Source organism: Novacetimonas sp. GS1 (assembly GCF_036686925.1).
GTDB lineage: Bacteria > Pseudomonadota > Alphaproteobacteria > Acetobacterales > Acetobacteraceae > Novacetimonas > Novacetimonas hansenii.
The window spans coordinates 3,188,553-3,202,772 of sequence record NZ_VSZP01000001.1 but is presented as its reverse complement, the minus strand read 5'-3'; the positions used below and the strand labels follow the sequence as shown (position 1 = coordinate 3,202,772).

Annotated in this window: 12 protein-coding genes; 10 read left to right on the top strand and 2 right to left on the bottom strand. The window is 63.1% G+C overall.

Annotated features, from left to right (window positions below):
• Positions 1 to 244 precede the first annotated feature (244 nt).
• On the bottom strand, positions 245 to 3,199 hold the full coding sequence (locus FYB92_RS14045) for a ribonuclease E/G (RefSeq protein ID WP_332828827.1): 2,955 nt from the start codon (positions 3,197 to 3,199) through the stop codon (positions 245 to 247).
• An 85-nt stretch (positions 3,200 to 3,284) separates the two neighbouring features.
• Between FYB92_RS14045 and FYB92_RS14040 the strand changes: the two genes are divergently transcribed.
• From FYB92_RS14040 to FYB92_RS14025, 4 genes are all read left to right on the top strand, one after another.
• Positions 3,285 to 3,407 (top strand): hypothetical protein, encoded by a 123-nt coding sequence (locus FYB92_RS14040; protein ID WP_003617860.1) that lies wholly within the window; start codon positions 3,285 to 3,287, stop codon positions 3,405 to 3,407.
• A gap of 86 nt (positions 3,408 to 3,493) precedes the next feature.
• The gene (locus FYB92_RS14035; RefSeq protein ID WP_332828826.1) at positions 3,494 to 3,835 is read left to right on the top strand and encodes a hypothetical protein; all 342 of its coding nucleotides are present in this window, start codon (positions 3,494 to 3,496) and stop codon (positions 3,833 to 3,835) included.
• A 272-nt stretch (positions 3,836 to 4,107) separates the two neighbouring features.
• Positions 4,108 to 4,977 carry an N-acetylmuramoyl-L-alanine amidase gene (locus FYB92_RS14030; protein ID WP_332829025.1) on the top strand — a complete coding sequence of 290 codons (870 nt, stop codon included), beginning with the start codon at positions 4,108 to 4,110 and terminating at the stop codon, positions 4,975 to 4,977.
• Positions 4,978 to 5,295: 318 nt separating this feature from the next.
• Positions 5,296 to 6,870, top strand: a complete 1,575-nt coding sequence (locus FYB92_RS14025; protein ID WP_003617864.1) for a 2-isopropylmalate synthase — start codon at positions 5,296 to 5,298, stop codon at positions 6,868 to 6,870.
• A 184-nt stretch (positions 6,871 to 7,054) separates the two neighbouring features.
• Here the strand turns inward: FYB92_RS14025 and FYB92_RS14020 are convergent, their stop codons facing one another.
• Positions 7,055 to 7,549, bottom strand: a complete 495-nt coding sequence (locus FYB92_RS14020) for a hypothetical protein (RefSeq protein WP_003617865.1) — start codon at positions 7,547 to 7,549, stop codon at positions 7,055 to 7,057.
• A gap of 302 nt (positions 7,550 to 7,851) precedes the next feature.
• On the opposite strand from FYB92_RS14020, the gene FYB92_RS14015 reads away from it, so the two are divergent.
• The 6 genes from FYB92_RS14015 to FYB92_RS13990 all read left to right on the top strand — a co-directional run bounded on the left by FYB92_RS14015 (position 7,852) and on the right by FYB92_RS13990 (position 14,113).
• Entirely contained in the window at positions 7,852 to 8,898 is a 1,047-nt protein-coding gene (locus FYB92_RS14015) for a rod shape-determining protein (RefSeq protein ID WP_003617867.1), read from the top strand.
• A 146-nt stretch (positions 8,899 to 9,044) separates the two neighbouring features.
• A complete protein-coding gene (mreC, locus tag FYB92_RS14010; RefSeq protein WP_040511490.1) occupies positions 9,045 to 9,944 on the top strand; it encodes a rod shape-determining protein MreC in 900 nt (299 codons plus the stop codon).
• A gap of 12 nt (positions 9,945 to 9,956) precedes the next feature.
• Positions 9,957 to 10,523 carry a hypothetical protein gene (locus FYB92_RS14005; RefSeq protein ID WP_003617871.1) on the top strand — a complete coding sequence of 189 codons (567 nt, stop codon included), beginning with the start codon at positions 9,957 to 9,959 and terminating at the stop codon, positions 10,521 to 10,523.
• A gap of 45 nt (positions 10,524 to 10,568) precedes the next feature.
• Positions 10,569 to 12,494, top strand: coding sequence for a penicillin-binding protein 2 (gene mrdA / locus FYB92_RS14000; RefSeq protein ID WP_332828825.1), 1,926 nt, complete (start codon positions 10,569 to 10,571; stop codon positions 12,492 to 12,494).
• Positions 12,495 to 12,569: 75 nt separating this feature from the next.
• Positions 12,570 to 13,724, top strand: coding sequence for a rod shape-determining protein RodA (gene rodA, locus FYB92_RS13995; protein ID WP_048859137.1), 1,155 nt, complete (start codon positions 12,570 to 12,572; stop codon positions 13,722 to 13,724).
• Entirely contained in the window at positions 13,721 to 14,113 is a 393-nt protein-coding gene (locus tag FYB92_RS13990) for a DUF3293 domain-containing protein (protein WP_075595931.1), read from the top strand. Before rodA ends, FYB92_RS13990 begins: the two co-directional genes overlap by 4 nt.
• Positions 14,114 to 14,220 lie beyond the last annotated feature (107 nt).

Sequence of the window (14,220 nt, the reverse complement as noted above, 5' to 3'; positions counted from 1 at the left end):
CCAGCCTGTCCGGCAAGGGCAAGGGCAAGGGCAAGGGGTGGGAAGTGTCCAGATGTCGCATTGGCCAAAAAGGCGATATCCCGCAGGGGGCTATGGGCAAGCCTCGCCACAGGACCAAAGGAATGTGATTCCAGGCTGTGTCTGGGCTGCTGTTTTTTAAGATGTCCCTGAAACAATAAACCCTGCCCCCATATCTGGGGGCAGGGTCTGTTGCATCACTCATGCCCTGGAAAGGCAGCGTGGATCAGCGTTTCCACCAACCCGTACGCCGCTTTGGGGCGGGGGCGGCTTCGGCATCCACCGGTTCCGCCGGTGTGGCCTCAGGCGCGGGGGCGGTTTCCACTTTCTTGCGGCGGGTCCGTGTTGCCTTGCGGGCCGGGGCCTTTTCTTCCGCTGTGGGCGCGGCCTCCGTCGTCGGGGTGGCGGCGGGTTCGGCCTCCACCTCCACCTCCACCTTCTTGCGACGCGTGACGCGACGGGCCTTGGGCTTTTCCTCGGCCTTTTCCTCGGCCTTTTCCTCCACAACCGGGGCTGTGGCCTCAGTAACCTCCGCCGCGTCGTCCTTTACGGCCTTGGCCGTGCTGGTGCGACGGCGTGCGGGGGCCTTGGCGGCCGCAGTGCGGGTCGTGGCCGTGCGCCGACGGCGGGGCTTTTCCTCTGCTACCGGTTCGTCGGCCTTTTCCACTTCCGGCGCAACCGTCACGGGCGGGGCTTCCACCGGTTCGACGGCCTCGTCCTTTTTGGCGCGGCTGCGCGTGGTGGTCGTGGTCGTGGCCTTGCGCGTTGTCGTGCGACGGCGGCGCGGCTTCACCTCGGCAGCCTCTTCGGCCACGGGCTCAGGCTGTGCCTCGGTTTCGGCGACAGGTTCCGGCACCTCGGCTGCCGCATTATCCGCCTGCGCGGGTGCCACCGTTGTCACGGGCGCTTCGGTCTCTGCTTCGACGCTGGGTTCCACGCTCATGCCCGTTCCCGTCGTCGTGATGGGACGGTTCGTACGACGGGTGCGCCGACGTGGCGTACGGCGTGGCTTCTTCTCCTCCGTGACGGGGTCTTCCACCGTTTCATCCTCGACCACCACGACCGGGGCTTCCGGTTCGATGACAGGTGCCGAAGCGGGGAGGGTGGTCGTCTGTTCGATCACGTCAAAGATGTCGATGATCGCATCGCCAAACGGATCGGCAGGCGTCGGGCCTTTATACCCGATCTCGACCACCGGTTCGGGCAGGGCGGTGATTTCGGTTTCGGCCGTTTCCACACCCTGCTGCTCGGCTTCGCGGTTGGTGCCGCCACGACGGCGACGACGGCGACGACGGCGGCGATGGTCCGTCCCCGATGCCGCATCCTCGTCCACAACAGGGCTGGCATCCGTGGGGGTGGGGGCGCCTTCTTCCGTGGTTGCGGGCGGTTCGCTGTGGATCGGGATTTCACGCACGCCCGTCGCATCGGCGCGCGGGGCTTCCGGCTCGGCCGTGATGGCCGGGGTGGGGGCGGGTTCAAACTGTGCGGTCTGCGCCCGGGTGCGTTCGATGCGCGATTCCGCCGCATGCAGTGTGGAATCGGCGGCGAACGTCACATGCATCTTGTGACGTTCCTCAATCTCATGCAGCCATGCGCGCTTGTTATTGAGGATATAGAGCGCGATTTCCGGGGCGACATGTACCGCGATTTCTGCCGCGCGACGCTGCATTCCCTCGTCCTCGATCGCGCGCAGGACATGCAGGGCAGAGCTTTCGACCCCACGGATGATGCCCGTTCCCTCGCAATGCGGGCAGGGCATGAAGGTCGATTCCGCGATGGATGGGCGCAGTCTCTGGCGCGACATTTCCAGCAGGCCGAAATGCGAGATATGGCCAACCTGAATGCGTGCGCGGTCATTGCGCAGCGCTTCCTTCAGGCGACGTTCCACCATGCCATTATGCTTGCGGCTTTCCATGTCGATGAAATCGATCACGATCAGGCCCGCAAGGTCACGCAGGCGCAACTGCCGCGCCACTTCGTCCGCTGCTTCGAGGTTCGTGCGCAGGGCCGTTTCCTCGATATTGCGTTCTTTCGTCGCCCGGCCGGAGTTCACGTCGATTGCGACAAGTGCTTCGGTCTGGTTGATGACGAGATAGCCGCCCGAACGCAACTGTACCGATGGCGACAGCATGGAATCCAGCAGCCCCTCCACCCGGTAGTGGGAGAACAGCGTCTGTCCGTGATCCTGCCACAGACGTACCTTCTGCGCGTTCTGGGGCATGAGCATGCGCATGAACTCACGCGCGGATTTCCACCCGGCCTCGCCATCGATCATGATCTCACCCACTTCGCGGGTATAGATGTCGCGGATTGCGCGCTTGATCAGGCTTGCTTCCTCATAAATCAGGGCCGGGGCCACGGATTTAAGGGTGTGTTCGCGGATGTCATCCCACAGGCGCAGCAGGTATTCGCAGTCGCGCATGATTTCCGCGCGCGGACGCTGTGCGCCGGCGGTGCGTACGATCATCGCCATGCCATGGGGGATCTGAAGTTCGGAGATGATGTCACGCAGGCGGCGGCGGTCGGCCACCGACGTGATCTTGCGCGATACCCCGCCGCCACGCAGCGAATTGGGCATCAGCACGCAGTAACGCCCCGCAAGCGAGACATATGTCGTCAGCGCGGCGCCCTTGTTGCCACGTTCTTCCTTGACCACCTGAACCAGCAGGATCTGGCGGCGGCGGATGACTTCCTGGATCTTGTAATTGCGCAAGAAGCGCGCGATGCGGCGCTGGGCCTCGGGCTCGTCACCGGTGTCGTTTTCACCACCCACGGTTTCGGGCTCCGCCTCGTCGGCGTCACCTTCGCGGGGGGGCGCGTCGTCCGTGGCGTCGTCGTCGCCTTCGGCCTTTTCGTCATCCTCGCGCGCGTTGCGGGCTTCTTCGGCGCGGCGCTCTTCTTCCTGAAGCGCCAGCAGCTTTTCACGGTCGGCAACAGGGATCTGGTAATAGTCGGGGTGAATTTCGCTGAAGGCGAGGAAGCCGTGGCGGTTGCCGCCGTAATCGACAAAGGCGGCCTGCAGGCTGGGTTCGACCCTGATTACCTTGGCAAGGTAGATATTGCCCTTGAGCTGCTTTTTCGCCGATGCTTCGACATCGTAGTCTTCAAGCCTGTTACCATCCATCACGACCACGCGGGTTTCTTCCGCGTGGGTCGTGTCGATCAGCATGCGTTTGGTCATTAAAACGGGAACTCCGGTATGTCCGGTTCGTGCGTCCGGCCCGCGCGGTGCCCCAGGGAATGCCCGGGAGGCGGCGGGAACGGGAATGGGAACGGACAGCAACATCAATGAAAGGGTGACCCCATCCGGTCGTGACCCCATGGTGGTCGTCACGCGCGACGGCGACGGCATGCGTGGCATCGTGGCCCGGCGTGGCGCCGTGCCATGACATGCATGTTCCTGTCGCGTCGGCGGATATGTCCACCGTGGCCATCACTCCATCCTCGGTCATCTTGGGGAAGGCCCGGTCCTGCCATGGCGGGAGGGAGCCTTCGTGAAAAAAATATCGACGGGTCCGTGTCACCTGGCCTCCTGTCGATCGGGAGCGTCGGTGCGGTGGCCTTCTGTCGCGCGCATGATCCGCTGGAGCGGCATTTCCGTGACATGGATTCGGTCCGGAAAAGGCTTGCGGGCGCGCGCCTGCTGGCTGCCGGATGGATTTGCGCCGTCGAACAGCGTGTCAGGGCACGGGCAAGTTCCCGTCGGCCTGACGTTCGGACGTCGCACGCCCACCACTGTCAGGCACCATGGCGCAACCGCGCGCTTCCTGCAAGCCTTGGGAATGTTTATCCCGCTGACGCGGGCGCGTCGTGGTGATATCGTGGCCTGATCCTGACACCAGACCCGTCCGATGAAGGCCGTATCGCAGCATGCGCACCGTATCTTCCGCCGATATGCACGCCCGCGACATTCCCGCCGCGCACACCGTGGGGAAACCCGTCGTCACGACTGCGGCAACCACAGGGCCCGCCATTACGGCGCCTGTCGCGATGCCCGCTGGCGGGGCATGCGCAAATGGCGGGTTGGGGACAGGTCCGCTATCGGTGCGCGCGGCGGTGCGCCGGCGGGCGTTGCTGGCGGGTATCGCCATGGCCGTCATCGCCCCCCGCCGTGCGATGTGCGCCACCACGCATCATCCGGCTGCCCATAATCCCGTATTTCATGCTCCATCCCACGTCCCCGGCCATACCGCGGCATCCAATGTCGCCGGGGGCGGGGGGCTGCATCGTCCGGCCATCGTGGGACGGGCGCAGCCGCCGCGTCCGCTGATCATGCTCGACCCCGGCCATGGTGGAAAGGACCCGGGGGCGATCGGCGTTTCGGGCACCTATGAAAAACACGTGGCGGAGGCCGCCGCCGCGGAGCTGGAGCGCCAGCTTGTCAGCAGCGGGCGTTACCGCGTGGCGATGACGCGCGCCGATGACCGCTTTATCCCGTTGGAAGGGCGTGTGGACCTTGCGCATGCGCACAAGGCGTCCCTGTTCATTTCCATGCATGCCGATGCGCTGCATGACCGCCTTGTGCGTGGGGCCAGCGTCTATACCCTGTCGTCGCATGCATCCGATGCACAGGCGGCGGCGATCGCGCGATCGGAAAACAGTGCGGACCGGTTTGGCGGCCCGCAGGTGCATGCGACCTCGCCCGAGGTGCAGGAAATCCTCGCCAGCCTTGTAACCGAGGAAACCCGCCATGGCGCGGCACACATGGCCAGCAGCATCGTGTCCTCCTTCCGCCCGCGCATCAGCCTGCTGACGCATCCGGCGCGGCATGCCTCCTTCGTGGTGCTGAAATCGGCGGATATTCCGTCGGTTCTGGTGGAAATGGGGTTCATGTCCAACCATCTCGACGAAGCTGCGCTGCGGCAGTCGGCGCACCGGATGGTCGTGGCGGGCGCCATGGTGCAGGCGATCGACCGGTATTTCGCCTCTGCCTCCATGGTGACACGGGTTACGGGATAAAGCGGCAGAGGGCGCATTATGTGTTGCAATCGGGCATTTGCGCTGTATTGTGCCCGCCATGGCAACGAACTGGCACATTCAGGCAGGTCTGACCGGCGCGCACGCGCCAGTGTCCCTGCGTGCCCGCGACCACGCCGGACTTTTTCGTCTTCTACGACTTATCCGCCCCTGAGCGATCAGGGCCGGCATGTTCCGGTGCGCTCAGGGGAAAGTCGGGCCGCGTCCCGCGGTCATCATGAAACGAAATGACGCATTCCCGCCCGGCATGGCCCGGTGTGGAATGCCGGTCCCACATCCGGATATGTCCGAGGTATTTCAATGACCATCAACCATCCGTCCTTTGGGCGCATCGACGAAAACCGTGTCATCATTTTCGACACGACCCTGCGTGACGGGGAACAGTCGCCCGGTTTTTCCATGAACATGGCTGAAAAGCTGCGGATGGCCGAGGCGCTGGGCGATCTGGGCGTCGATGTGATCGAGGCGGGCTTTCCCGTCGCGTCAAAGGGCGATTTCGACAGCGTGGCGCAGATCGCGCGCACCGTGAAGACAGCGGTTGTCTGCGCGCTGGCCCGCAGTGGCGGCAAGAATGACATCGCAAGCGCGGGCGAGGCGATCCGCGAGGCGAAACGCGGGCGCATCCACAACTTCATCTCTACTTCCCCGCTGCACATGAAATACAAGCTGCGCATGGAGCCGGAGACCGTGCTGGAGGTCATCAAGGCAGGCAACATGGCCGCGCGCCAGTTCACCGATGACGTCGAATGGTCGGCGGAGGACGGGTCACGCACCGATCCCGACTTCCTGTGCCGTTGTGTGGAGGCGGCGATCAAGGCCGGGGCCACGACGATCAACATTCCCGACACTGTGGGATATTCCACGCCGGAAGACATGGCGCGCATCTTTGCCGATCTGCGCGCGCGCGTGCCGGGGGCGGACGGGGTCATTTTCTCCACCCACAATCATAACGATCTCGGCCTTGGGGTGGCGAACACGGTCGCGGCCCTGCGCGCGGGCGCGCGGCAGATCGAATGCACGATCAACGGCATTGGCGAACGCGCGGGCAATGCCGCGCTGGAGGAAATCGTCATGGTCCTGCGCACGCGCCATGACGTCCTGCCCTATACCACCGGTATCCAGACCGAAAAACTGCTGAAGATGTCGCGCATGCTGTCCACCATCACCGGGTTCGATGTGCAGCCGAACAAGGCGATCGTCGGGCGCAATGCCTTCGCCCATGAAAGTGGCATCCATCAGGACGGTATCCTCAAGAACGCCGCAACCTATGAGATCATGACGCCCGAAAGCGTTGGCTGGACGCGTTCGTCACTGGTGCTGGGCAAGCATTCGGGGCGCGCGGCCTTCCGCGACAAGCTGAAGGCGATGGGGTACGACGCGCTGGATGAGGCGCAGTTCAATGATGCGTTCAACCGTTTCAAGGATCTGGCCGACCGCAAGAAGGTCATTTATGACGAGGACCTGGTCGCGCTGGTCGATGACGAAGTCCGCGATCATGCCCGCATCCGCTTTGTCGCGCTGGACATATCCGCGGGGTCGCGCCGCCCGGCGCAGGCCGAACTGACGCTGGAGGTCGATGGCAAGGAAGAACATGCGACCGTCGCGGGGCAGGGGCCGGTCGATGCGGCGTTCAATGCCATTCGTGCCATCGTCGCCCATGATGCGACGCTGCAACTCTATTCCGTTGGCGCGGTGACGGAGGGCAGCGACGCGCAGGCCCGCACCACCGTGCGGCTGGAGGAAGGTGGCAAGATGGTGGACGGGCAGGGGGCGGATGCCGATACCCTGGTGTCGGCCGTGCGCGCCTATGTCCATGCGCTGAACAAGCTGCTGGTCAAGCGTGACCGTGCGGAGCCTGCCGAACTGACGGCCTGATTGGGCGGTTTCCCCTGATTTCGAGATTTTGCAAAACGACAGACGGTCCCCGGTGTCCGCATTTTCCCGAACGGGCGGGGCCTGTCGAAGCCGCCCGGTGAAAATCGTTTTCCTGTAGATAAAACAAAGGGCTTTGCCGCAATGGCAAAGCCCTTTTTCATATTCCACGCGGAAGGGGGGAGGCTTACTGCTGGTAATATCCGCCCTGTTGCGAATATCCGCTCTGGGGATAGGCCGATCCCTGCGGATAGGCCCCGGGGGGATAGGTTTCCTGCTGCGGATATCCTTCCTGCGGATAGCCCTGCGAATAGGACGGCGTGGCGTAGCCGTAACCGGATGGACGTGCCCCGGGGCAGTTCTGGGGCGAGTATCCGGGGGGCAGCACGGTCCCGTTGGGACAGATATAGCTTGGCGGCCCGCCAGAGGAACGGGGCCTGCGCGGGGTGGTCGCGGCACCCACGGCCGCGCCGCCCCCCGCCCCGGCCAGCGCACCGATCGCGGCACCTTCGCCCCCACCGGCCAGCGCGCCGATCGCCGCGCCGCCCCCTGCGCCGATCAGCCCACCGGCCAGCGCACGCTGACCGGGATCATAATTGTCGGTGCATGCGGCCATCGTCATGCAGGATATGGCAAGGGTCGCGATGGCAAGGGGCCGATGCAGTAAATCGTGAAGGGTCATTCTCTTCAATCTCTTGGGCAGGGGCGGCGGAACTGCCGCATCCGGCAGGTTGTCATATTGTAGTGTGCGTCGCACAGGATAAGGATGTCTTGCGTGATAAAATTTGGGCATTTTGTAACAAAGCGCCTTGGCGTCCAGAAATTAACGAATTAAAACCATGTCTCCTCTTGCTCCCATCCGTCAGCACCGGTAAGTCCTCGACCTGATCCAGATTTTTCGACAGGCGACAGGCGCGTCATGGCCGTGTCGCCGGGTTGAAGCTGTGGAATGGGTCATGGCTGGTTTGTTGTCGGGAGTTTTGGATGTTTGCTCGTGTGCTGGGTCTGCTGTCCGCTGATATGGCGATTGACCTCGGCACGGCCAATACACTGGTTTATGTCAAGGGGCGCGGCGTCGTCCTGAATGAACCTTCGGTCGTTGCCCTGGCCGAGGTACGGGGCAAGAAACAGGTTCTGGCCGTTGGGGAGGAAGCCAAGCTGATGGTTGGCCGTACCCCTGGCAATATTACGGCCATCCGCCCGCTGCGCGATGGCGTCATCGCCGATTTTGAAGTTGCGGAAGAAATGATCAAGCATTTCATTCGCAAGGTACATAATCGACGCATGTTTGCCAGCCCGCTGATTATCGTATGCGTCCCGTCGGGGTCAACCGCGGTGGAACGCCGCGCGATTCAGGAAAGCGCCGAAAGCGCGGGCGCGCGCAAGGTCTTTTTGATCGAGGAACCGATGGCCGCCGCGATCGGTGCGGGCCTGCCTGTGACCGAACCATCGGGCAGCATGATCGTCGATATCGGCGGCGGCACGACCGAGGTTGCGGTCATCTCGCTCGGGGGGATCGTCTATGCCCGCTCCGTCCGGGTGGGCGGCGACAAGATGGACGAGGCGATCATCTCCTACATCCGGCGCAACCATAACCTGCTGATCGGTGAAAGTTCGGCAGAGCAGATCAAGATCGGCCTTGGGTCCGCCATTCCCCCCGATGACCCGGATGATGCCGGGCCGTGGCGGGAGGTCAAGGGGCGTGACCTGATCAATGGCGTACCGCGCGAAGTCGTGGTGTCGCAGGCGCAGATCGCCGAAAGCCTGGCCGAACCGGTCAGCCAGATCCTTGATGCGGTGACAACGGCGCTGGAAAACACGCCGCCCGAACTGGCCGCTGATATCGTGGACAAGGGCATTGTCCTGACGGGTGGCGGCGCGCTGCTATATCGTCTTGACGAGGTGCTGCGCCGTGCGACGGGCCTGCCGGTGACGGTGGCCGAAGACGCGCTGTCATGTGTTGCGATGGGCACCGGCCGCGCGCTTGAGGAAATGAAGCGGTTGCGCAATGTGCTGACAAGCATGTACTGACGATGACCTGCGCCACGCCGCCGATGGTGTGCGGTGGCAGGGCACAAGATGAAATGAGGGGAAAGCAGGACGATGGGGGGCCGGCTTTCAGGCACGTTCGATAGGTCCGGCCAATGCGTGGGCAGGGGGGCGACAGGATCATGGTGATGCCGGTTTCCATCCAGTCCCGTCAGGCGATGGGCAAGCTTGTCCTGCCATTCCTTATCCTTGTCGCCTGTGGTGTCATCCTGCTTGGCAAGGCGGACCGCCCCCTGATCGAACATATGCGCATGCAGGTGGCCGACATGCTGGCCCCGGCCTATGGGCTTGTGGCATGGCCACAGGCCCGCCTGCGTGAGCTGTCGGGCAATCTGCAGGACATCCGCAATCTGGAGGCGGAAAATATCCGTCTGCGCACCGAAAATGCCAATTTGCAGCACTGGTACGATGTGGCTGCCGCGCTGGCGGATGAAAATGCGACGCTGAAGGCCAACCTGCACTGGATTCCTGACGAGGCCCCGTCCTATGTCACCGGGCGTGTGGTGCGTGACACCAGCGGGCTGTATGCGCGCGCGGTGCTGCTGTCCATCAATCCAGATACCAATGTGCGCAAGGACGGTATCGCCCTTGATGGCGCGGGCCTTGCGGGGCGTGTGACGGAAGTGGGCAAGCGTTCGGCGCGCGTGCTGCTGATTACTGATTCCTCCAGCCGCCTGCCCGTCACGCTGGAATCCAGCCATGCGGCGGCGATCATGGCGGGGGATAATTCAGGCACCCCGAAAATCATCTATTACCCGCAGGACAATATGCCGGTGGAAGGGGAACGCGTCGTGACCAACGGCGAAATTGAATCCCTGCCTGCCGGCCTTCCGGTCGGGCATGTCCATTACCTGCGTCCGGGCACACCGGTGGTGATCCCCGCCGCCGGTCTGGAACACCTCGATATCCTGCGGATATTCAACTATGCCGATGCGGTGGTGCCGCCTGATGCGCCGGGGCGCATACCGTTGCCCACCCTTGGGCGGACCATGACCCTTCCGCCACAGTTCCAGCCAAAGCGGGGATGAAGGGGTGCATGTATGAAACCGCTTTCCCCACCATCGCTGAAGCCGGAAATCCAGCCACGTTCCGGGTTGGCCCATGGCACGGACCTGTTGATGCGGCATTGCCTGCCGTGCCTGTTCGTGCTGCTGGTGACGCTGGTGCTGTCGGCGCCGCTCAATATCCCGGCGCAGGCGGAACTGATGCCTGCCATCGTGCAGGTGTCGGTTTTCCTGTGGTCGGTGTTCCGCCCGTCGCTGATGCCATCGGTGGCGGTGTTCGGGCTGGGGATGTGCGTCGATCTGCTGAGTTTCGAGCCACCGGGCGTCATGCTGCTTATCATGCTGGTGGTGCATGGGGTGGGGCTGTCGGGGCGTTACGTCCTGGCGCGGCTGAACGTCTTTGTGTTGTGGCTGGTGTTTGGCATTGTCATGGTGTTCGCGACCGCGCTTCAATGGGTATTATGCTCGGCCCTTGCGCTGCATCTTGTGGAAACGCTGCCGTTCATGTTCGAATGCATCTTGGCATTTGGCAGCTTTCCGGTGCTTTATGTCATATTCGTCTGGACTTACCACTTTATCGTCAACGACGCGAATCGCGCCTGAACAGGGCTATGGATCAGACGTCTTCCGATCTGCCCGGATGGGTGAATGAAGTTTCGCACTAAGAAAACAGGTACGCGATTGATGACCCGCCCGGAGGAAGGCAAGAATCCTTCCCGGGGTGTTTTCACGCGTCGCGCATTGCTGCTGATGGCGGCGCAGGGGGCGGTGCTGGGCACGCTGGCGCAACGCCTGTATGGCCTGCAGGTTCGTGATGGCAGCCATTATGCACGGCTGGCGGAAAACAATCGGTTAAGCAAACGCTTTTTTGCGCCGCCGCGTGGGCGCATCACGGATCGTTTCGGCATTGCTGTCGCGGCGAACAAGGTGAACTGGCGCGCGCTGTTGCTGGCGGAAGAGACGAATGACCTGCCCGGCACGCTGGAGCGTTTTTCCCAGCTTGTCCCGCTGGAGCCCCGCGACACCGCGCGGATCGAGCGTGAATTGCGGCATAAGCGACGCTTCATCCCCATCATGCTGCGCGATTTCCTGTCATGGGATGACATGGCGCGGCTGGAACTCAACATGCCTTCGCTGCCGGGCGTGCTGATTGATGTGGGCACCACGCGCGTCTATCCCTTTGGCCCGCTTCTGGCGCATGTGGTGGGGTATGTGGCTCCGCCGTCGGAAAAGGACGTGGCGGGGGATGCCGAACTTGCGCTGCCGGGCATGCGCGTCGGGCGTTCAGGGATCGAGCAGACACAGGACCAGGGCCTGCGCGGGCAGGTCGGTTCGGTGGAGATGGAGGTCAATGCCGTTGGCCGCATCATGGCCGAACTGGACCGTGACGAGGGGAGGCCGGGGAACGAGATCACCTTGACCCTCGACAGCGGGCTGCAACAGCAGGTGCTGGGCCGGATCGCGGATCAGTCCGCAAGCGCGGTGGTCATGGACTGCCGCAATGGCGAAGTGCTGGCCATGGTCAGCAATCCCTCCTTTGACCCGTCCCTGTTCGATAGTGGCGTCAGCCAGGCGCAGTGGGTCGAATGGACGAACAACAGCCAGACCCCCCTGATTAACAAGGCGGTGTCGGGCCTGTATCCGCCCGGTTCCACGTTCAAGCCTGCGGTGGCGATGGCGGCGCTGCGTGCGGGCACGCTGTCGCCAACCGACCGGATCAACTGCCCTGGCTATATTGATGTCGGCGGTACGCGTTTTCACTGCTGGTCGCGCTATGGGCATGGGTCACTGACGCTGAAACAGGGGCTCAAATTCTCCTGCGACGTGTTTTTCTATGAGGTTGCGCGCCGCACGGGCATGGACCCGATTGCGATGACATCGCATCAGTTCGGGCTTGGTGCGCCACTCGACATTGAATTGCCGCATGTGCGTCAGGGGCTGATCCCGACCCCGCAATGGCGGCGCGCGCATGGCCATCACTGGAACGGGGGCGACACCATCGTCAGCGGCATCGGGCAGGGCTTCATGCAGGTCACGCCACTCCAGCTTGCCACCTATGCCTCGCGCATTGCCAGTGGACGCGACGTGCAGCCGCATCTGGTGCGCGCGGTTGGCGGCAGGCTTGGCGATATGGCGGGGCTGGACCATGCCGGGCCGATGGCGAACATGCCCGATCATTTCCTAAACGCGATCCGCGAGGGCATGTATGCCGTCGTGAATGAGGAAAGCGGCACCGCGCCCAAGGCGCGTCTGGCCATTCCGGGCGTACAGATGGCGGGTAAAACGGGTTCGGCGCAGGTGCGCCGTGTTTCGCGCGCCATGCGTGAAAGCGGTCATTTCAATTCCGCCAACCTGCCGTGGGAATATCGCCCCCATGCCCTGTTCATCTGCTTTGCCCCCTATGACGCACCGCGTTATGCGGCGGCGGTGGTGGTGGAACATGGCAATGCAGGGGCGGAGGTCGCGGCCCCGCTGGCGCGTGACATCATGACCGATACGCTGATGCGCGATCCGGTCAACCACAAGGAATCGCCGGGCCAGGAAGTGGCGCAGGCGGACGTGGATCAGGGATAACGGTCGCGCCATTGGCGTGGGGCGGCCCATCGCATACGTTATCGCGACGGCCATGGCTGCCGTCGGGGGACTGACATGAACTTCCAAAAACGCCTGCTGCGGGCGGAACCCAATTTCCAGATCCTTGCCAAGCTGTGGCAGGTCAACTGGATTTATGTCGTGCTGATCTGCCTGCTGGCGGCGGTGGGGTATGGGGCGTTGTACTCCGCGGGTGGCGGGACATCACGCCCGTTTGCCGAACCGCAGACGATCCGTTTCTGCTTCGGGCTGGTGATGATGCTGGGGGTCGCGTTGATGAGCCCGGCGGTGCTGGTCCGTCTGGCATGGCCGCTTTATGGCGTATCGCTGCTGCTGCTTGTTGCGGTGCTGCGTATGGGGCATGTGGGCAAGGGGGCGGAGCGATGGTTGATGATCGGGGGATTGCAGGTCCAGCCCTCGGAACTGGCGAAGATTGCGCTGGTGCTGGTGCTGGCAAGCTGGTTTCACAAGATCAGTTACCGTGACATTGGCAATCCGCTTTATCTGTTACCGCCCGCGCTGCTTGTGCTGGTGCCGGTGGGGCTGGTGCTGAAGGAGCCAAATCTTGGCACCGCGGTCATTATCGCCACCGTGGGGGCCAGCCTGTTCTTTGCCGCAGGGATGCGCCTGTGGCAGATCGCGTTGCTGGCCGCGCCGCTGCCGTTCCTGACCAGGATTGCCTACAGCCACCTTCATGATTACCAGAAGGCGCGGGTCATCACCTTCCTGCATCCTGAGAATGACCCGCTGGGGGCGGGTTACAACATTATCCAGTCGAAGATCGCGCTGGGGTCGGGGGGGATGTGGGGGCAGGGATACCTGCATGGCACACAGGGGCAGCTTAACTTCCTGCCTGAAAAACAGACCGACTTCATCTTCACCATGATTGCGGAGGAATGGGGGTATGTCGGTGGGGCGGCGGTGATCGGGCTGCTGCTGGTGATGATCCTGGGCGGAATGCTGATCGCGATCCGCAGCCGCAACCAGTTCGGGCGGCTGCTCGGGCTGGGGATCAGCATGAACTTTTTTCTTTATTGCGCGGTTAACCTGTCCATGGTGATGGGGGCAATCCCGGTGGGGGGCGTGCCCCTGCCGCTGATTTCCTATGGCGGGTCGGCCATGCTGATGGTGATGTTTGGGTTCGGGCTGCTGCTGTCTGCGTGGGTGCATCGCAATTCCACCTTTGGCGAAACGACGGATGGGGATGCATGAGCGGCATCCTGCCCCCGTCTGCCGCCACCTGCCGGTCCTATCGCCTCAGTACCTATCATGCCGCCTCCCTGCCGGTTGTCCGGGTGGGACAACGTCCCGACGATGCGGGCCTGCCCCGGCGGGGGACCGTCGTGATGCTGAGTGCGTGCAATCCGGGTGGGCGTCGGCGGACGGATGGATGGAATACCCGCATGATGGCGCGCCTGGCCCATGATTTGCGCCATGTGCCCCATTACCCCGGCGAAGGGCGGCTGGGCCGATGGTCCGAACCGCTCTATGCGGTGAAAATGGGCCTTGCCCCGGCATTGCGCCTTGCCCGGCGATATCGGCAGAATGCGGTGGTGGTGGTGCGGCGTGGGCAGGCGGCGCGTCTTGTATATCTGGCGTAGTGACGCCCGGAGAGTGTTGGAAAACAACTCCTTGATAAAAAACAAGAAAAGTTTTCGGGTGCCGCTTTTTTTCAAAAATGCGGCGTCTCCTGAAGCTTTTTGGAAAA